An 18,461-nucleotide genomic window follows, 5' to 3' on the forward strand; every position below is an offset into this window, starting at 1 on the left:
ATGTTCAACTTATTCCGCAATCACCGGGCGAGAAGGCGCCGGCGCTACGGCTGTTTTTTGGTTTTCTTGTGTAGGGGTAAAGGAGTAACGTCAATCACGTTGACGTTGCTCCAGGCCAGCTCCTGTCGAAACTCCTCATCATCCAGACGATCGGTGATCAAAGTGTCAATTTCCCGGTAGTGGCATATCCGCGCAAACGAACTGCGACCGAATTTACTGGCATCCGCCAGCAAAATTTTGTGTTCTGAAGAGAGCAGCATTTGCTGCTTTAAACGCGCGTGGTGCTCGTTGCTTTCTCTGATTCCTCCCTCATGGCTGATGCTATGGCAGGAGAAAAACAGTTTGTTAATGGCGAACTCTTTCAGCATCTGCTCGGCGTACACGCCGATAAAATCTTCATATTTGGCCGAGTACTCGCCGCCGAGACCGATGGTTCTGACGTTAGCTTTCGCCGCCAGCGCCTGGATGATATGCAGCGAGTTTGTCAGCACCACCAGCGGAATATCCGGCAGCTGCCGCGCCAGAAACCAGCTGGTTGAACTACTGTCGAGCAGCAGACAATCTCCCGGATCGATAAACTGCAGGGCCCGCTTAGCGATGCGCGTTTTGCTGTCCGGCGACTGATTGCTGCGCTCGCGAAAAGACTCCCCCTGTTCGATCTGCGACGGAACGTACTGCTTTTCCGCGGGCTGGTGTTCGACGAATACGGCGCCCCCGTGGCTACGTACCAGCAGTCCGCGCTTTTCCAGCAGAGCCAGATCGCGCCGCGCCGTCTCCAGCGAAATCTGGCACAGTTCGGCGACCTCCTGGACCAGGATTCGCCCGCGCTGGGCGAGGACTTCAGTAATAAAGCGGTGGCGTTCTACAGGCAGCATGTTTTTTCCTCTTGCCGATGTTTAATAGAATACGCAGGCCGTGGAATACGGAATGCGGGCTTCCTCAAAAGCGACCGCGCCCGCCCAGCGCGGCGCGGGTCATGTGATAGTTGTCAAAAAAAACGATGAATAGATGAAATGTTAAATGCGCGATCTGTGGCGTCAGCGGCAATAAATCGTCTGGCGGTCAATAAATGAACCGAAATAATTTTGCAAACGGTCACAAACCCTCGCGGCCATAATTGACCGATAATGACCGATTACGAGGAAGTGACCGTTTAGCGGGAAAATGGACGGCGGGCTATCGCGCTACTGCGGTAGCAACCGGCGGCGGCAATCGCGCCGCCGGATGCAGATAGAGCAGAACTTCCGGGATGAAAAAAGCCCGCGCTTCGGGTTCGGACTGAGGCTGAGCCGCAGCCAGGGCAAGGGACGTCTGGCGGTACTGAGCGTCGTGGCGGCCATGGCGAGTCTGGTGTGGCTGGCAGGATATCTGGCGGAGAAAAAGCAGCGCCACCTGCGCTATCAGGCAAACAGTATAAAAGACAAAAGGAGTCTGTCTTATGTGAGGCTGGCGGTTGAGGTTCTGCGGCATGAGCCCGGAATGCTGAGGCGGCTAAATGTCGTTAATGCACTGAAAACGTTAGGTAAAGAGTGCAGTAATATGGTCATGGGGAACTGACCATATTACTGGGGATCTCTCAACCTTGAGGGAGAGGGAGAAAAAGCGCTGCCGCATCAGGCACCGAAACCCGCTGGCGCGTCGGCACGATGCGTAGCCCGGATAAGGCGTTTACGATGCATCCAGGAAAATCACGTCACATTCAAACGATCGTATTCATTGCATAACAACCACTTCACGGGCTCATCCTCCTCGATGGCCGGGAAACGCCCGCCGGGTTCGAGGAAATGGTTATCGAGCTTATCGTCATTGACCATCGAAATCTCCCAGCCGAGCACAAACGCTTTCTCGGCCCAGAAACGGTGATACAAACGCGGCGGCAGGCACACACCCTGCCCCGGTTTTAACACCAGCGTCTCGCCGGGCTTAAACGTACGTCGCCGCCCGTCCACGCTCACTTCAACCGTGCGCCGCTCATCAAACAACGCCTCATCCGTCGCCCAGCCGAGCTGCATACACAAATCGCCGCCGCCCCGGTTCAGAATGTCTTCCATCTTATAAGTATGAAAATGCCACGGCGTCTGCTGCTCCTGCTGAATTTGCAGCATCTTTTCGGCATACGGCTTCGGATACGCGCTCGAATTCAGCGCGCCGTTACGCAACGTCAGCAGCGTCAGGCCAATCTTGCCGAAATCACCCCGGCCAAAATCGGTGATGTCCCAGCCCAGTTGCAGATCCAGCACCTCACACCACTCCTCCAGCGGCTGCTTTCGCCAGGCATCGGCGGTAAAAAACGCAAACTCCGGCAGGCACACCCGGAACGTCTCGGCGATGGCATGGGCTTTATCAATGGCATAGTTAATCTGTGAACGTTTCATTCTGTTCTCCCGGTTCGAATGGCGAGCCAGGCAGCGCCGCGCATACCGCTGCTGTCGCCGTGATGGGCTTTCACGATGGGGGTGGAGAAATGATCGGTAAAAACGAAAGGGGCCACGTCAGCATCCAGATTCGCGATAAGCAACGCCGCATTCGACAGCCCGCCGCCAATCACAATCACGCCAGGGTCGAGCAGGTTCACCACCGTTGCCAGCGTGCGGGCAAGCTGCTGGCGGAACCGCGCCACCTGCCGTACGGCATTAGGTTCCCCCTGCTGTGCCAGCACTACAATCACATCGCCCGACAGATGTTGCCCGCTAAGAAGCTGATAGCGCTTACTGATGCCCGTTCCCGAGACAAACGACTCCACGCAGTTGTCTTTGCCGCAGTAACAGCGTGCTGGCGGCCCGTCGTGCCGCTCGCTGTAGCCCGGCAGGCTAATATGCCCGCACTCGGCGGCATTCCCCCACGAGCCAACGAACGGCTGGCGATTGATGGCTATTCCGCCGCCGCAGCCGGTACCGAGCGTAATGCCAAACACCACCTCATGCTGCAGCCCCGCACCGTCGCAGGCCTCCGACAAGGCAAAGCAGTTGCCGTCGTTCGCCATCACCACCGTCTGCCCCAGTAACTGCTGGAGATCCGTCTGCAACGCGCGGCCATTAATCACCTGAATATTCGAGTTCTTAATAAGCCCGCTCAGCGGCGAGACGCTGCCCGGCAGGGCAATCCCCGTCATCATCGACTGTTGCCTGTCATGGCGAATCTGGTCGATAAAGGCGACCACCGATTCCACAAACTGCGAATAGCTCGCTTTTATCGTCGGGCAGCGATAACGGGCCATTTCCCGCCCCTGCGCATCCATCACCACCGCCGCGATTTTTGTGCCGCCGATATCCAGCCCCAGGTAGTCCATATCCCTTTCCTTGTTGCGAAAGAGGCGGGCGAACCCGCCTCGATGGCCTTAGTAGAGTGACGCTTTCCCGGTCGATCCAAACAGCTTCATTTTGTGGCGGATCACATCCCGTGCGGCGTTGATCGCATCCGGGTAGATCACGTTCGGATCCCACCAGGTTTCTCTGGCGAGGATCTCACGCACTTTCTGGAAGTAGGCGTATTTCATGTCGCTGGAAATGTTGATTTTGCCCACGCCCAGAGTCACCGATTCAGCGATTTCCGCATCCGGGTTGGCCGAACCGCCGTGCAGCACCAGCGGAATATCCAGACGCCCGGCTATATCGCGAAGAATGTTCATTTGCAGCTCCGGCTGCATCCCTTTCGGGTAAATGCCGTGCGCCGTACCGATCGCCACCGCCAGGGTGTCTGCCCCGGTGCGGGCAATAAAATCTTCCGTCTGAGCAGGGTCGGTATAGGTTACTTTTGACACACCGCCTTCCACGGAGGTGCCCGTCTGGCCGATGGTGCCCAGTTCCCCTTCCACCGAAACACCCACCGCATGCGCCAGGCGCACCACCTCTTTGGTCAGCGCCACGTTCTCTTCATAGGGCAGCAGCGAGCCGTCGATCATCACCGAGGTGAACCCGCACTGGATTGCCCGCAGCACATGCTCGACGGACGCGCCGTGGTCCAGGTGCAGGGTGAACGGTACCGGGCTGCGCATCGTGATATCGCGGACGTAGCTGAAAAAGGAATCCCCGACAAAATCGTGCTCGCTGGGGTGGATGGAGATAATGGCAGGCGTGTTGGTGGCTTCCGCTTCTTCCACCACCGCACGGATAAAGCAGCTGTCCGCCACGTTGAACGCACCAATGGCGAAGCCGTGTTGGCGGGTGGGTTTCAGTAACTCTTTCATTGAAATTAACATGTTAATTCTCCAGTTTCAGGGTGTAGCAAGCCCTGCCGGTGCGTCGTTGCAGAGGCATAGAAGGCGTGACAGAAAAATGAATCAGGCTTTGCCGATGGCGCCGCTGGCCTGCAGATACGGAATAATGGCTTCCTCGCTGGCCTGCTCCATGGCCATCAGCACATCCACCAGTTCGCGAGAATTGTCATGACACAGGGTATGCAGCAGCGCGGCTTTCCCGGCTTCGAACACCGCGGCACCAACGTTAATCTTGGCGACGCCAAAGGACGGGCAACGCTGCATCTGGTCAAACGGGGTACCGCTGCCGCCGTGCAATGCCAGGGGCACCGTTGATTTGCGGGCCACCTCTTCCAGGCGCTGAAAATCGATGGCAGGCGTGATGCCGGGGGCGTACATGCCGTGCGCGGTGCCGACCGACACCGCCAGCAGATCAATCCCGGTCTGCTGGATAAACGGCTCAACGTCGGCGGCCTGGGTCATCAGATCCGCATTGGTGGCGTGGTCATAGCGCGGCGCATCGGCCAGATGGCCCAGCTCCCCTTCCACACACAGCCCGGCACTGGCGGCCAGTTCAACCACTGCGCGAGTCTGGCGGACGTTCTCTTCCAGCGGGAAGGCGGACGCATCAATTATCAGCCCGCTGAACCCGGCGCGAAACGCCTGGCGAATGCGCACCGGATCTTTTCCGTGGTCCAGTGCCAGCGTGACCGGCACCGTGGCCTCGTCGGCCAGCGCTTTCACCAGCGCCACGGCCACCGGGGCCGGGAAATGGGCCAGATGCCCTTGATACAGGTTCAGGATGATCGGCGCACGGTGTTTCTCGGCAACCTGTACCGCAGCACGGGCGCTTTCGAGATTCATACAGTTGATGGCGAGCAGCGCATAGTGTTCACGCCAGGCTTTGGTCACCATGCTTTTCATGTCGGCAAACATAGGGTCTCCGTTTATTCCAGGGTGAAGGTGATTTCTTCGTCTTTCAGCTTTTTCTCGCTGAGTTCGTCAAACTCTTCGTCACGTTCGGTCACCGATTTCTTCCACAGCGACAACATCACGCCGCAGATAACCGTGCCGATCCCCAGCGCCAGGCAGAACAGCAGCGGATGGGTAAACAGCGGGACCACGAACATGCCACCGTGCGGCACCGGGCTTTCCACGCCCCACACCATGATCAGGCCACCCGCAACCGCCGAAGCCACCACACAGGAGCCGACCACGCGCAGCAGGTCGCGCGCTGCAATCGGGATCACCCCTTCGGTAATCATGCAGATCCCCATCGGGAAGGCGGCTTTCAGCGCTTCGCGTTCAGCACGGGTGTATTTGTGGCGCGTCAGCAGGAACGAGAGGGTGATGCCGAACGGCGGAATAATGGAGCCGACAAACTTCACCGCTTCCGGCCCGTATACACCGCTCACCAGCAGCCCGTCGGCGAATAGCGACATGGTTTTGTTCACCGGGCCGCCGAAGTCGAACGTTGCCATCGCCCCGAGGATGGCCCCCATCAGGAAGCGTGAACCGCCCTGCATCGACTCCAGCATGTGGATCAGCGCTTCCTGTAGCCAGCCGATGGGCTTGCCGATCCGGGTCATCATCAGCAGGCCGCCGATAATCGTGCTCAGCACCGGCAGCACCATTATCGGCATCAGACCCTGCATCGATTTCGGCAGACGAATGTAGTGCTTAAGCAGCAGGACGGTGTAGCCGACCAGGAAACCACCCAGCATCCCGCCGATAAACCCGGTATGAATTTGCCCGCAGACAAAGCCGACAATCAGGCCCGGCGCGAATCCGGGACGGTCAGCAATGGAATAGGCAATCGCAGCGCTGATCAGGGGGACAATCAACCCCATTCCCCAGCCGCCAATCTGATTGAGCATCCAGGGGATGGTGCCCGTTTTTTCGCCAACGTTTGTGCCGCCGAGTACCTGGCCGAGGGCAATACAGATCCCTGCCGCCACAATTAACGGAATCATCCACGAGATGCCCGTCAAAAGATGTCTTTTAATTTCCTGCGAAACAGGAACTTTATTTTCACTCATGTGAGATCCCTCCGAATAAGGATCATGCATTAGCTAATGATTTTTCGACCTTTTCAAGAAACTGAACGGGTGATTTGATTACAATTTCGGTTTTAACTCGCACGATGCGTTTATTAATGAAGCGCTCTTCTCCTTTTATTTTGACATCGACTGCAAGAATAACGACGTCGGCTGCGGAAATATCTTCCGCCAGTAACTCATTTTCAGTACCGATAGTGCCCTGAGTTTCCACTTTAATATTATGCCCGAGCGCTTTTGCGCCTTTAATGGTAATGCCTCCAATCAGTAGAACATGTACTTTTCGATGAAGGCACCGATGACCTTTTCGTGCAATTCGATGGAACGTGAAAAACATATTGTTTTGCGTGCCAGCCGCTTGATACGGGTTCGCAGCGTCAGATTGTTTCGCTCAATGCGCTGTGTGAAAATTTTACCAGTCAGATGTATCTCCTTCGGCACCTCTCTGGCATAACTGCCCCAGTTATCGCTGGTAATCATGCCGATGCTAAAGGGCGTCAACAGGGCCAACAGTTCCCGACATGTCTCATCGGTACGTGGGCCGAAAGTATAAGCCAGTACGCCACCCGTTTTGGTATTGTAAGCATACCAGAGCCAGTGCTGCCGGGCTTTACTGCCAACAAAGCCCCACTGCTCATCAAGCTCGCAGATGAGTGCCACATCGGCATGAGCGACAGGAGAAGCGGTTATCCGGGACGGCGAGAGCTTTTTAATGTCCGTATGACGGTATTGATACCGACCTTAAGAACTCTGGCGGTATCGCGGACGCCGGCACCGTTGTGTGCCAGTTCAACTATCTGTTCTTTTACACCGGGTTTTCTGGCTTCATAGGTATAAGCCAGCTGAAAAACGCGGCGACATGACCGGCAACGAAAGCGCTCGTGCCCGGAACAGCTGTGCCCATGGCGATAAACAGAATCGGAATGGCAACGAGGACAATGAACAGTAACGGTAGCCATAGAAAGCCCTAAATACCAGTAGCATATCATGGTTTTCTATCGATTGAAGGCATTACCCCTTTAATTAACTTCTCGCGGGCAATATACGTATGTGCAATTCCCGCCGTACAGGCAGCGACACAAACAATATTCATAACATGCTCCACTTTTTATTTAGCAAACATCGGATTCAGCATATTGACTAAACAAGTCAATAATCTTTTGTGGACTGCTCTCTTCCAGTAATTGCTCGATAATTTCCTCATCCGCCAGAGCACCCGCCACCTGAGACAGCAGACGGATATGCGTGGTGTTTTGATCTTCAAGCCGTACAGCAAACAAAATAATGCAGCGCACGTTACTGCCATCGAGGGTTTCCCAGGGAATATCGTGGCGTGTGCGCCCAATCGCCAGAGTGGTATTGACCACCGCCGACGATTTTCCATGGGGTATTGCGATATGATTTTCGAAGCCGGTCGACCCTTCTGACTCACGCTGCCAGACATCCTGAATAAACGTTTCCCGGCAATTAATCGCACCGTCTTTTTGCAACAGATCGGTTAGCTCTTCAATTGCCTCCGCTTTATTCGTGGCCTTCATATCTAAAATAACGCGATTCGTATTCAGGATTTTCGTTATATCCATTAATCATACCTCATGGAATTCAGACATTAATGTTCGACGACCAGAGACGTCGCACGATGCAATTTTTCCGTGATGACCGTTTCCGTCACGCGCTTAATATCGGCATCATTAAAGAAGGCGGTGACATACACCACCGACCGGGCAATGGCGGGCAGATTGATCGTCGAGACCACCAGCTCAATATCCTCCGTTAGCATTGACGGCAGGCTCCCTGCGGAGACCACACCTACGATGGTCCAGTCCGGGAAGGCGCGCAGAATGCGGCTTTTCAGCAGGTGCGACGTGCCGATGCCCGTCGAACAAACCAGCAGCACACGCTTGCGGGCAATCTGCCGCTCCATCGCCGCCTGGAAATGCACGGTCAAATAGCCAACTTCATCTTCCGACACCGCCTGTTCGCCCCAGCCGCTGAACACCCGGTTCACCGCGCACTGGGTCAGCCGCCAGACGTCCTGCAGCTCACCTTTGATATCGTCCAGCAGCGGGTTACGAATGCGAATCTGGTAATTAAGACGGTTAATCAACGGCTTAACATGAATCAGCAGCCCGTCGTACAGCGCGATGTCCTGGCTAAAGTCGCTGTCGACCATATCGGCGAAGGTCGCGATAAGCCGGTGGGTAATCAGCCGGGCCTCGTCGCTGGAGTGCATATGGCCAATCACGCTGACGTCGTTATGCTCTTCGATGACCACGCCGGAAGAGATAATATATTGATAAATAAACCAGACTTCGTCTTCCGGCAGCGGATGGGCAATGCGTGTTTCGATACGCTGAATCATGCGGCTGGCAACGGAAAAGATGTTTTCATCGAAGGCGCTCGCGTTGTCGTCCTTTTTCGGCAGCGCATTGCCGCGCGTAATGCGGTACATCATGATCAGAATATGGGTGAAAATATTGACGTAATACGGTTCGCCCAGCGACCAGCAGAGATCGTTTTCCATCTCCTGTAATAATGACTGAACGAATAAAACATCTTCTTCGCCAAAATAATGAACCAGCGCGTTATAACTGCCCGGGTCAAGACGAGAATAGATCATGTCACCTGGTTCGTTATGGTTAATGACGCCGTTAATCAGCGATGCCATTGCCTGGCGTACGCTACTTTCGCTGCCTTCGATATGCGTTCCGCTCTGGCTGCGAATCAACGTCAGCCCTAGCGGGGCAATCCAGGATTCAATCACTTTCAGGTCATTAACGATGGAAGCGCTGCTGATAAAATAGCGTTCCGACAATTTGCTGATTGACGTTTCATGTGGCGTTTCGCTTAGTAATTGTGAGGCTATTTTCACGCGCCGGGAATTGTTCATCATGCCATCGGTATCGTCACCTTCTGCACCCAGCAGCTGATCGAGGTGTAACAGGTCCGTTATATTATCTGCGCTTAACATTACCCCGGCACCGGCACGTTTATTTATGCCGATACTCCATTCTGCTAACCACGGTTCCAGTATGCGTAAATCGCGTTGAATAGTTTTTTCTGAAACATTTAAGTATTCAGCGATTTTTAACAAGGTAATAAATTCCTTTCGAGGGAGAAGGAATTTCAATAATCTGTTTTGTCGCGAGGTAATCATTTGCATTATTTACCCTTACACAGATTAAAAATAATTAAGAAGCTCTGTACAGATAAGCTCCACTTGCAATCCGTGATGATAAATATAAAAGGGCATTGAAATAACGACAATACTAAATCGTGTCCTGCCTTCCGGACAGAGAATAAGACAAGAGGGGGGTTCTCAGAGATATTTGCAGCGCAGATCACACTTTTCGCGCTAATTAACGTGATAGCGCTCGCAAATATGGGGAGGATAAAATTTTAAATCAAATAATTCTTTTGTAGATGTCTGGAGTGGGCACCCAAACCCCGGTAGCGCAACGGTTTATCACCCGCCGTGGGCACGGATCGTAGCCCGGATAAGGCGTTCGCGCCGCATCCGGGGTTCAGCAACGGTGCGGTTAATTACCCTCACCCCGACCCTCTCCCTAAGGGCTGAGCGATCCCCAGTAATATGGTCAGTTCCCCATGACCATATTACTGCACTCTTTACCTAACGTTTTCAGTGAATTAACGACATTTAGCCGCCTTAGCATTCCGGGCTCATGCCGCAGAACCTCAACCGCCAGCCTCACATAAGACAGACTCCTTTTGTCTTTTATACTGTTTGCCTGATAGCGCAGGTGGCGCTCCCGCCACATTGCTGAACAGCAGCCACGGCTCCTGCGCGCTGCGACGGTGCTCTCTCTGCGTTTTTGGCCTTCTCCCTTTGCCGTGACGGCCTGCTCCCGGGCGTTTCTGCAGATAAAAGGACAGTAACGATGAGGTCTCTTCTGATTTGTAAGCGCAACCAGTAGATCACACTTCATCGTGCCTTTCACTTTTTCTGGAGATTCCTCAGTCCGGAGGGGGAAGAGTGGGCTAGCGGGCAATATCGCTCAAACCATAGCCGTGGAATTTTTGCAGCACTTCATCGATCGCGGCATCGCTTAATACCGGCACGTCCGGAGTGACCGCCAGCGTCAGCAGATAGAGTCTCGCCAGCACCTCCACCTCCTGCGCCAGCCACAGCGCTTTTTCCAGCGTTTTGCCACAGACGATCATCCCGTGATGCTGCAGGAGCGTGGCTTTATAGCCGGTCATGGCGGTGACCGCATAGTCGGACAGCGCCTGGGTACCGTAGGTGGCATAGCCCGCGCAGGGGATTTTTTTCCCGCCCGCCGCCGCGACCATGTAGTGAATGGCCGGGATCTCTCTATTCAAAATGGCCACCGCCGTCGCATGAACCGCATGATTATGCAGAACCACGTTCTCCTCCGGCTTCGCCTGCAAAATAGCCTGGTGAAAACGCCATTCGGTGGACGGCGTTTTGCCCGCCTCGGCGCGTCCCTGTCCGTCGACAAAAACGATATCGTCTTCGCTCAGCTGCTCGTAGGGAACGCTGGTCGGCGTAATAAGCATCCCGTCGCCAAAACGGACGCTGATATTGCCCGATGTCCCCTGATTAAGCCCCATACGGCTCATTTCCAGACAGGTGTCGATGATCTGGCGTGCAATAGCGGTTCTTTCCATTGTGTTTTCCTCGGCGCAACAAACTAGGGTGGATGACATTGGCGATATCTTCTGGCGGCGTCCCGGATGGCAATAGTCAGCCATGTAGATGTGTGATGATTGTCAAAATAATGGACCTAAAAGGAGAAAACTTGCCGCTGAAAACCGTCCGCGCAGCGCCCGTTTGCCGGCGAGGGAGGGCAAACGGGCAATTGGCCGCATCCCCCTCCTGCAACTCGAGTGATTTAGGGTATAGTGCGCAAGATTGCGCAGCGAACGAGGAGTGAAAAGATGAACAGGCAGGACCGTCTGGCTGAGATTATTGCCCTACTCAACGGCACTGCGTCTTTACGCGTCAGCGAGCTTGCGGCCGGGCTGAACGTCAGCAAGGAGACGCTGCGCCGCGATTTGCAGTATCTGCAGTTCAAGGGGCTGCTGGTCAGGGAGTACGGCAGAGCCAGAAAGCTGGAAGGCGCTTCGAAAGGTCCGGGCATGGCTTTTGACTCGCGATCGAAAAGCCACGCCCAGCGAAAAACCGCGCTGGCGGAGACCGCCACCGAGTGGATAACGCCGGGAATGTGCATCGCGCTGGACGCCAGTTCGACCTGCTGGCATCTGGCGAAGCGGCTGGCGGACCAGGATCTGACGGTGTACACCAACAGCTACCGCATTTGCGCCGAGCTGGAAAAGAAAACCTGCGTCCGGGTACTCTGCTCCGGCGGCACGCTGGACAGAAAGTACGCCAGCTACATCAACGACTCGCCGCTGCATATGGTGCGCCATCTTGATATCGACCTGTTCATCTTCTCCTGCGACGGTATCGATGCCGACGGCAATATCTGGGATACCGATAACGGCAACGCGCTGTTCAAAAAATTCATGCTGAAAAAGAGTTTGCAAAGTATTTTGCTGGTTGATTCCAGCAAAATAGCCCGCAGCAGCGAAGTGGTTATCGGCAACGTGGCGGCGGTCACCGCGGTTATCCGCCGCTAGGCTGGCCGGGAAACCAGGTCTGATAATCGAAGCTCACCTGCGCCCGCGCCTCGTCCGCGCTGCGGTATACCCCGCAGCCGGCCCAGGCAAACATCGCGGCTCCCGCGACGGTGGTTTCGGCCTTCGCCAGCACCTTCACCGGCAGCTGCAGGGTATCGGCCTTAATTTGATTCCACAGCGCGTTGCGGCTGCCGCCGCCGACGAGCACCAGCTCCCTGGCTTTGAATCCGGCCACCGCCTCCAGCATCGTCAACTGTTCGCGCAGGCGGAGTGACAGCGCTTCCAGCGCCGAGCGGTACAGATGCCCGCGCCGGGTGGACAGCGTCACCCCCTGCCAGCCGGCCTGCTTATCGCCCATCAGATCGCTGCGCATCGTTACCCCTTCGCAGCCTGCCGGCACGCGCCCGGCCTCCAGCAGCATCTGCTGATAAACCTGCGGAGCGGGCGCCCCCGGCCAGTAGAGTTCGCGGATCCACTCCAGGACTCCGGAGGCCAGATACTGGCAGCCGGGGTTAAAGTAGCCGCCAATGCTATCCAGCTCGCAGGTCGCCGCACGGTGCGACTGCAGCAGATCGGTATTGATGCTGGCCGAGCGCACCATCAGGATCTCCCAGGTACCCGAGGAGAGCACCGGCTGATTAAGCCCCACGCCCGAACCGTAAAGCGCAAACTGGGTATCGTGGCCGCCGGCAATCACCGGAATGCCCGCTTTAAGCCCGAAGCGGGCCGCCGCCGCCGGCTGCAGCTCACCGATCGGCTCGCCGGAGTTCACCATGCGCGGGAACAGCGATCGCGTAATACCGATCGCCTCAAGCAGCCGCTCGCTAAAGGTCTCTTTCGCGACGTCCAGCAGCTGGCTGGTCCCCGCCATGGTTCTTTCCGTGGTCATTTCACCGGTCAGCTGAAAGCCGATCAGCGACGACATAAACAGCCACGCGTGGGCGCGTTCGAACACATCGGGGACGTTCTCCCGCAGCCATATCAGCTTATACAGGGTGTTGAAGCTGTACGGCGCCACGCCGGTAATGGCCTTCAGCTCGGCCGGAGCCAGGTACTTGTGGATATTATTCATTACCGCTTCAGTTCGCGGGCATTTCCAGCTGATCACCGGATACAGCGGCGCCCCGCGGCTATCCACGAGCGCGCCGTCGACGCCAAAGGCGGTAATGGTCAGGGCGCGCACCGGGTATTGAGGAAGCTTCCCGACCAGCGTCCGGCAGCAGTGTTCAAGGCTTTCCATGATGTTTGCCAGCGGCCAGATGTGCCACTGCGGGTTTTCCGGCGGGTTGAGCGTAAAGTTTTGCCGGTGGGCGCTGGCCAACACGTTACCCCGATCATCAATGGCCATGGCGCGAATATTGGTTGCGCCGCAGTCCAGCACGATCACCATCTCTTTCTGCATTTTTTCCCCTCCCCGCCAGACCGGCCCCTCCCCGGGGCGCGGTATATTTTCTGTAGGGGATGGTTATCACTTCGCGAGTGATTGAAAAGGGGCATCGCTATCAGGGGCGATACTATGCGGCTGAACTGTGAAAAGGATCACTAAAAACCGCCACTTAACGGCAATACGGCGCGCACGGTTCTGCCCGTTTTCATCCGGCAGAGAGCAAGCGGGCAGTCGGGCGAGCCCCCTGCCGACAGATGCAGCCATAGCCGGGCGGTCGGCAAGGCCGCACCGTGAGCGTAATATTCCCTGCAGCCAACTTTCATTATGCAACCAGCGATATTCGCTCAGGGTTTCATGAGATCGGTTAAGGGAATTTTTATCACGATCTTACGAATTGCCTCGGGCACCGTTGTTGCACAGTTAGGACGATGCAGGTCCTGAGTAAACAGCACCGCAAAGGTACCGAGCAGCATCCTGATTCGGGTTTCATCGGCAACCGGCTTATAAAAAATAATATCCCTGACGGCATCATAGGGCTCGTGAATTTCAAGATCGACGGGTTGGGTTTTTACATAAATAGTGGACTGACGCCGCCGAGGTGACTGTGACGCCGGGCCCGGTTGTAGAACACTTCAATGTAATCGAAGATATCCGCCTCCTGCCCCCTCCGCTGATCTCAAATTAGCTACGGTGATTGCTTTTGCTTAACGCTAATCATACGTTTTTGTGCGTTCCTGATATGGCAAGATTGCTGTGGCGCAGCCGCCTTTATTACTCAATCCGCCTCACCTCGGGATGCTTTTCCGTCGCCGCTTCATGAAAAATATCATCCAGCCAGCCGGGAATCTCGGTTTCGGTCAGATCGTCGGGAATAATAACGTCATAGAGCCGGGAAAATTTTCGCTCCGTCAGGTCGGCACGAAATATCAGCCAACGCTCGCCTTCGCGCTGAACCCCGATATGCCGCCAAAATACGTCGTAAATCAGCATCATTCTCTTCTTTTAGTTCCGTTTGAACACTTCTGTCCTTACCTTAGCTGAATCACGATTAAAAACGAAGCCGTCCGGTGTCGCGTTCTGAACGCCCGTAGCCGGCTTTTATAGAAACGGCCGCAGCCGCCCGGCGCTAGCGGGCCTGGGATGTAGGGAAGCTCAGGGGATAAAAACTAATTCATTGCGCCATTCATCTTTCGATACCTGAGCGGCGGCAATCTGTAGTTATTCGCAAAGACTCTTGTAAACGTCTGTTGAGAATCGAACCCATACTTAAAAGCAATTGCCATTATGGGGTCGCTAGTTTCGACGAGATCTTTAGCCGCGAGGGACAGCCGCCGATCGCGAATATACTTACCAAGGCTGATGCGTTTAACCTGAAAGAATATCCGCTGAAGGTGCCATTTAGAGTAGCCGGCCCTGGCGGCCACATCTTCAATCCTCAGCGGGTTATGTAGATTTGAATCAATCCACTGCGCTATCTCATCGATGATGCCTTCTGTTCTGCCCATAAATTGACGCCCCTTATGAAAGGCTTATGGCCTCTCCGCTCAGGATCCTGATGATGTGTTCAAAGATTTCTGCGCCGCAGCGGCGGCATTCGCTGAAATAAACCCCATAAAAATGTCGCCATAAGAAATCTCCTCCCGCTGTGCCAATAAATATACCGTGCTTAGCTGTCATCAGGCTGACCGCGATATGACAAAACCGTCAGGTTTATTAAATTGATTGCCGGTGTTATGCAAAAGGGGCGCCCCTGCTTTAGGGGGTAGAGGGAACCGGAACCCCTTCGATAACCACCTTACAAAGCCTGAATTCATGGTCGAGGATAACGTAATCGGCCCAGGCGCCCGGCTCTATACGTCCGCGGTCGCTCAACCCGAGGAATTCAGCAGGGTAAAGAGAAACGCGGGCGGACGCTTCCTCCGGCGTCATCCCCAGCTGGAGGAAATTACGCAGCGCCCGATCCATACCGAACGTACTCGCCGCCAGATTGCCATCCTTAAGACGGGCCGCTGACATGCAGGGATATTTATAAATCGTGTGCGCTCCCAGCCGGTATTCTCCATCCGGCATTCCCATTGCAGAACAGACGTCAGTAACGGCGTAAAGTTTTGGAATCGCCCGCCGGGCAGCCAGCAGCGCGCCGGGATGCACGTGTTCAAAATCGGGGATAATTTCCGCAAATTCAGCATGCGCCAGCGCGGCGGCCAGCACGCCGGGTTCACGATGATGTATTCCGCTCATGGCATTAAACAGATGCGCAAATCCCGTTGCTCCCTGGCGCAGAGCATGGAGGCTCTGCTCATAGGTCGCCAGCGTATGCCCCTGCTGAACGCGAACGCCCCTTTCTGTGAGATAAGGTATCATTTCCAGGTTTTCGGCAAATTCTGTCGCCAGCGTTATCAAACGGATATCGGCCAGCGCCAGCAGATAGTCAATTTCCTGCCGGCTCGCCGGCCGCGACTCGGGCGGCTGGGCGCCAAGTTTTTCCGGGTTTACAAACGGCCCTTCAAGGTGCACGCCGAGCACCCGGCCGGTATCGGCGCTGCGCGGTCGCGCCATAAATTCCCGGACATCATTCAGTACAGAAGTCAGCGATTCAGGTTTCGCCGTTACGGTCGTCGCCAGCAGGCTGGTCGTCCCACAGCGGGCATGCGCCCGCGCCAGCGTTCGAAGCGCATCGCCTCCCTCCATCAGGTCCTTCCCGCCGCCGCCGTGAACATGCAAATCAATAAATCCCGGCAGAAGCCAGCCTTCAGGCTCTCCCTGCTCCTGCTTTATCGCGCTTATCCTGCCCTGCGAATCGACTTCCAGAGTGCCGGTTAACCTGCCGCCAGGGGTGATGATATTCCACATAAGACTCGCCTCTTGATTGGGTATTTCATCAGTTTAGAAAGGATAAAAAGCATAGGTATAATGCATTTAATGACGTGATATATACGGTATACGCATGGAAACTCATCTACTGAAAGCATTTGTAACCATTGCCGAATTGGGATCGATTAGCCGCAGCGCTGAGGTGCTTGCGGTCAGCCAGCCCACCCTGACGAGGCAAATCCAGCGGCTGGAAGAGAGCCTTGGCGGTAGCCTGTTTACCCGCGGGCGCCACGGCAGCGAGCTGACGCTTTTTGGCGCAAGGATGCTGTCCCAGGCGCGTGAAACGATGCTCCATGCGCAGAAGCTTGAATCCGCTGCCCGGCTTTATCGCCAGGGGATCAACGACCAGCTGCGGATAGGTTTTGGTTTCTGGGCAATAAAAGAGGTAGCCCGTTTCGCCGCCAGCTTTCGCCAACGTTTCCCCGCCGTAAGCCTGGAGCTGCGGGATATGTCGAGTCTGGATCAGTTCACTGCCCTGAACGAGGGGACGCTGGATATTGGCTTTATGCGGCTAAGACCCTGCGAAGGCCTTTCCCATCTCGCGCTGCAGCAGGATGGCCTGCTATTCGTTTTTTCATCTGAGCTGACGTCGCAGCCATCCTCACTTCACGCGGCGCCGCTGGTACTGATGAGCCAGGCCTGCGCTCCGGATTTCTGGCTGCAGGTGCAGAGCTATTTTGCCGGACAAAAGCAGATACCGCAGCTGATCCAGACGGTGAACGAGTTCCATTCGGCAATCGCATGGGCGGCAACCGGCAATGCGGTCACCATCATTCCGCAAAGCATGTCATCTCTGTTAGCTATTATGCCTGAACTTCAAAGCGCCCCCGTGGATGACGCCAACTGGGATCTCGGTATTATGTGGCGCCCCCAGCCGCATCGGCAGGCGTTAATGAATTTTATAGCGCAAATAAAAACCCAAGCCGGTACGATCCGGGCATCTAAACCCAGTTGATAGGTCAAGGATAGAACCGATATAGCGCCACCAGCGCCGCGACATTCAGCAGCACGCTGACAAAGAAATAGCGCCTGAAGGGCTGCTTTTGCGTCTTATGGCGAAAGAGCTGCTGGCCGAGCATCGCCCCCGGCCATCCGCCCACCAGCCCAAAGATGAGCAGCGTCAGCTCGGGAACCCTACGCCAGGCCCTGCGGGCCGCCATTTTATCGACGCCGTAAATCGCCAGCGTCAGCGCGTTAACCAGTAAGAACCACATCGCCAAAGCGTGGGGAAGAAATAAGCAGCCCAAGGCCGCTAAGCCGAGAAGAAGATAGCAAAAGCGATTGAGGTTCATTGATCCGAGGTAACGTTGATAAGCCGAAACAGGAGGGCCACTATACCTCTTCCTGCTCAGAAGCGGTAAGGCGCAATATTCGACGCGCGACTTTCGATCTGCGGTTAATGGCCAGGATGGCGATTTTTACTGACGATACAGGCTTCCTTTACCCGCACGCGCCCTGCTCCACAGCTCATCGTCCGACAACGTGGTTTGAATAAGCTCTATCGGCACGCCGTTATCGTTAATAACCGCCACAAAATAGTCGTCGACGGGCTCATACGGCCCGAGAATCACCTCCTCTCCGCGTATGGCGGCAGCCAGATCATTGACCTTAAACGCCACGTGCGGGACCGTTTTAAGCAGAATATGCAGCGGCGAGTCCGGCGTAAACCGGTGCCACTGGACGCGGAACTTTCCCGGGTTGTCGCTGGTGTACATCCCCGCCTTTTCGCTGAATGCGCCCTCCTGCTTACCGTCCTGCAGAGGGATGCCAAAGTGATGAAATACGTAGTCAATGTCTGACTTCATGATAAATAATCCCTTAATTCAAAAAGTAATCCTGTCATGTCTCAACGACGGAGACGCGCTAGCCGCGGCTGCCTAAATCGCGATCCTCCTGCTCCCCAACGAGAAGGTGGGTCAGCTCATCGCAGCGCACGATACGCCCGGATGCCAGGGTAAAACGCGCCATCACCGCGACTTCGCTCTGCTGGCCGCTCTTTTTATCGACTTTGACATGGTGATGGGTGAACACCGTATTGCCATCGCCGGCAATGGCCAAAACCGTCAGGCTCATTTTTGCCGTCAGCGACTTAAGTAACGCCATATGCCCGACGAATCCGCGATAGTCGAGGCACTTTCCGTCCACCTGCTGCTAATAGTCAGGCGAGAAATAGCGGGCAATCTTCTCCTCATCGTGCTGCGGATGGGTAATGATTTCCCGCAGGGCATCAATAACGATCTGACTTTCTTTGTGCATTTTATTCCTTAATTCATCGATGCGGCGCGCGGCGCCGGGCTGAATTAAGGTTAGAAGATCGCGGCCGTGG

21 protein-coding genes and 3 pseudogenes are annotated in these 18,461 nt (G+C 55.4%); 3 read left to right on the forward strand and 21 right to left on the reverse strand.

Going from position 1 to position 18,461, the window contains the following annotated elements; all coding sequences use genetic code 11:
- Positions 1 to 44: 44 nt before the first annotated feature.
- Complete coding sequence (locus AC1M2H_RS21995; protein ID WP_480149049.1) at positions 45 to 875, reverse strand: DeoR/GlpR family DNA-binding transcription regulator; 831 nt, start codon at positions 873 to 875, stop codon at positions 45 to 47.
- A 289-nt stretch (positions 876 to 1,164) separates the two neighbouring features.
- Here AC1M2H_RS21995 and AC1M2H_RS22000 point away from each other — a divergent pair, with 289 nt between their 5' ends.
- On the forward strand, positions 1,165 to 1,557 hold the full coding sequence (locus AC1M2H_RS22000) for a hypothetical protein (protein WP_480149050.1): 393 nt from the start codon (positions 1,165 to 1,167) through the stop codon (positions 1,555 to 1,557).
- A gap of 131 nt (positions 1,558 to 1,688) precedes the next feature.
- Here the strand turns inward: AC1M2H_RS22000 and AC1M2H_RS22005 are convergent, their stop codons facing one another.
- From AC1M2H_RS22005 to AC1M2H_RS22055, 11 genes and pseudogenes are all read right to left on the reverse strand, one after another.
- Complete coding sequence (locus tag AC1M2H_RS22005; protein WP_480149051.1) at positions 1,689 to 2,375, reverse strand: D-lyxose/D-mannose family sugar isomerase; 687 nt, start codon at positions 2,373 to 2,375, stop codon at positions 1,689 to 1,691.
- On the reverse strand, positions 2,372 to 3,289 hold the full coding sequence (locus AC1M2H_RS22010; protein WP_480149052.1) for an ROK family protein: 918 nt from the start codon (positions 3,287 to 3,289) through the stop codon (positions 2,372 to 2,374). The genes AC1M2H_RS22005 and AC1M2H_RS22010 overlap by 4 nt, the downstream gene beginning before the upstream one ends.
- A gap of 48 nt (positions 3,290 to 3,337) precedes the next feature.
- Positions 3,338 to 4,198, reverse strand: coding sequence for a ketose-bisphosphate aldolase (locus AC1M2H_RS22015; protein WP_480149053.1), 861 nt, complete (start codon positions 4,196 to 4,198; stop codon positions 3,338 to 3,340).
- 81 nt (positions 4,199 to 4,279) lie between these two features.
- Positions 4,280 to 5,131: a class II fructose-bisphosphate aldolase gene (locus AC1M2H_RS22020; protein WP_480149054.1), complete on the reverse strand. Its 852-nt coding sequence runs from the start codon at positions 5,129 to 5,131 to the stop codon at positions 4,280 to 4,282.
- Between the two features lie 11 nt (positions 5,132 to 5,142).
- A complete protein-coding gene (locus tag AC1M2H_RS22025) occupies positions 5,143 to 6,234 on the reverse strand; it encodes a PTS fructose transporter subunit IIC (RefSeq protein WP_480149055.1) in 1,092 nt (363 codons plus the stop codon).
- Positions 6,235 to 6,256: 22 nt separating this feature from the next.
- Positions 6,257 to 6,505, reverse strand: a pseudogene (locus AC1M2H_RS22030) (PTS fructose transporter subunit IIB); the annotation flags it as partial.
- Between the two features lie 11 nt (positions 6,506 to 6,516).
- Positions 6,517 to 7,211 (reverse strand): IS1 family transposase gene (locus AC1M2H_RS22035; RefSeq protein WP_480147781.1). Its coding sequence is split into 2 segments (ribosomal slippage): positions 6,517 to 6,965 and positions 6,965 to 7,211, totalling 696 coding nucleotides; the frame shifts between segments, so codons are not numbered across the junction.
- Positions 7,212 to 7,267: 56 nt separating this feature from the next.
- Positions 7,268 to 7,345 (reverse strand): annotated as a pseudogene (locus AC1M2H_RS22040) (PTS fructose transporter subunit IIB); the annotation flags it as partial.
- A 19-nt stretch (positions 7,346 to 7,364) separates the two neighbouring features.
- Positions 7,365 to 7,835 (reverse strand): PTS sugar transporter subunit IIA, encoded by a 471-nt coding sequence (locus tag AC1M2H_RS22045; protein WP_133601368.1) that lies wholly within the window; start codon positions 7,833 to 7,835, stop codon positions 7,365 to 7,367.
- Positions 7,836 to 7,861: 26 nt separating this feature from the next.
- Positions 7,862 to 9,415, reverse strand: coding sequence for a BglG family transcription antiterminator (locus tag AC1M2H_RS22050; protein ID WP_480149056.1), 1,554 nt, complete (start codon positions 9,413 to 9,415; stop codon positions 7,862 to 7,864).
- A gap of 836 nt (positions 9,416 to 10,251) precedes the next feature.
- Positions 10,252 to 10,902 (reverse strand): L-fuculose-phosphate aldolase, encoded by a 651-nt coding sequence (locus AC1M2H_RS22055; protein WP_480149057.1) that lies wholly within the window; start codon positions 10,900 to 10,902, stop codon positions 10,252 to 10,254.
- Between the two features lie 270 nt (positions 10,903 to 11,172).
- Between AC1M2H_RS22055 and fucR the strand changes: the two genes are divergently transcribed.
- Entirely contained in the window at positions 11,173 to 11,874 is a 702-nt protein-coding gene (fucR, locus tag AC1M2H_RS22060) for an L-fucose operon activator (RefSeq protein WP_480149058.1), read from the forward strand.
- On the opposite strand, the gene fucK is transcribed toward fucR, so the two are convergent.
- The 6 genes and pseudogenes from fucK to nagA all read right to left on the reverse strand — a co-directional run bounded on the left by fucK (position 11,861) and on the right by nagA (position 16,114).
- Positions 11,861 to 13,276, reverse strand: a complete 1,416-nt coding sequence (gene fucK / locus AC1M2H_RS22065) for an L-fuculokinase (RefSeq protein WP_480149059.1) — start codon at positions 13,274 to 13,276, stop codon at positions 11,861 to 11,863. The genes fucR and fucK overlap by 14 nt on opposite strands.
- Positions 13,277 to 13,605: 329 nt before the next feature.
- Positions 13,606 to 13,839, reverse strand: a complete 234-nt coding sequence (locus tag AC1M2H_RS22070) for a YhcH/YjgK/YiaL family protein (protein ID WP_480152011.1) — start codon at positions 13,837 to 13,839, stop codon at positions 13,606 to 13,608.
- Positions 13,830 to 13,916 (reverse strand): annotated as a pseudogene (locus AC1M2H_RS22075) (hypothetical protein); the annotation flags it as partial. The pseudogene AC1M2H_RS22075 and the gene AC1M2H_RS22070, both read right to left, overlap by 10 nt.
- A 116-nt stretch (positions 13,917 to 14,032) precedes the next feature.
- Complete coding sequence (locus tag AC1M2H_RS22080; RefSeq protein ID WP_480152012.1) at positions 14,033 to 14,251, reverse strand: DUF7661 family protein; 219 nt, start codon at positions 14,249 to 14,251, stop codon at positions 14,033 to 14,035.
- 176 nt (positions 14,252 to 14,427) lie between these two features.
- Positions 14,428 to 14,766, reverse strand: coding sequence for a helix-turn-helix domain-containing protein (locus AC1M2H_RS22085; RefSeq protein ID WP_480149060.1), 339 nt, complete (start codon positions 14,764 to 14,766; stop codon positions 14,428 to 14,430).
- Positions 14,767 to 15,016: 250 nt separating this feature from the next.
- Positions 15,017 to 16,114 (reverse strand): N-acetylglucosamine-6-phosphate deacetylase, encoded by a 1,098-nt coding sequence (gene nagA, locus AC1M2H_RS22090; protein WP_480149061.1) that lies wholly within the window; start codon positions 16,112 to 16,114, stop codon positions 15,017 to 15,019.
- Between the two features lie 94 nt (positions 16,115 to 16,208).
- On the opposite strand from nagA, the gene AC1M2H_RS22095 reads away from it, so the two are divergent.
- The gene (locus AC1M2H_RS22095; RefSeq protein ID WP_480149062.1) at positions 16,209 to 17,090 is read left to right on the forward strand and encodes a LysR family transcriptional regulator; all 882 of its coding nucleotides are present in this window, start codon (positions 16,209 to 16,211) and stop codon (positions 17,088 to 17,090) included.
- Positions 17,091 to 17,094: 4 nt separating this feature from the next.
- On the opposite strand, the gene AC1M2H_RS22100 is transcribed toward AC1M2H_RS22095, so the two are convergent.
- The 3 genes from AC1M2H_RS22100 to AC1M2H_RS22110 form a co-directional block, all read right to left on the reverse strand.
- Entirely contained in the window at positions 17,095 to 17,427 is a 333-nt protein-coding gene (locus AC1M2H_RS22100; RefSeq protein ID WP_480149063.1) for a DUF1294 domain-containing protein, read from the reverse strand.
- 126 nt (positions 17,428 to 17,553) lie between these two features.
- Positions 17,554 to 17,940 (reverse strand): VOC family protein, encoded by a 387-nt coding sequence (locus tag AC1M2H_RS22105; RefSeq protein WP_480149064.1) that lies wholly within the window; start codon positions 17,938 to 17,940, stop codon positions 17,554 to 17,556.
- A 58-nt stretch (positions 17,941 to 17,998) separates the two neighbouring features.
- Entirely contained in the window at positions 17,999 to 18,280 is a 282-nt protein-coding gene (locus AC1M2H_RS22110; RefSeq protein ID WP_480149065.1) for a nuclear transport factor 2 family protein, read from the reverse strand.
- Positions 18,281 to 18,461: the final 181 nt, after the last annotated feature.

Source organism: Klebsiella sp. F11, from assembly GCF_056712265.1.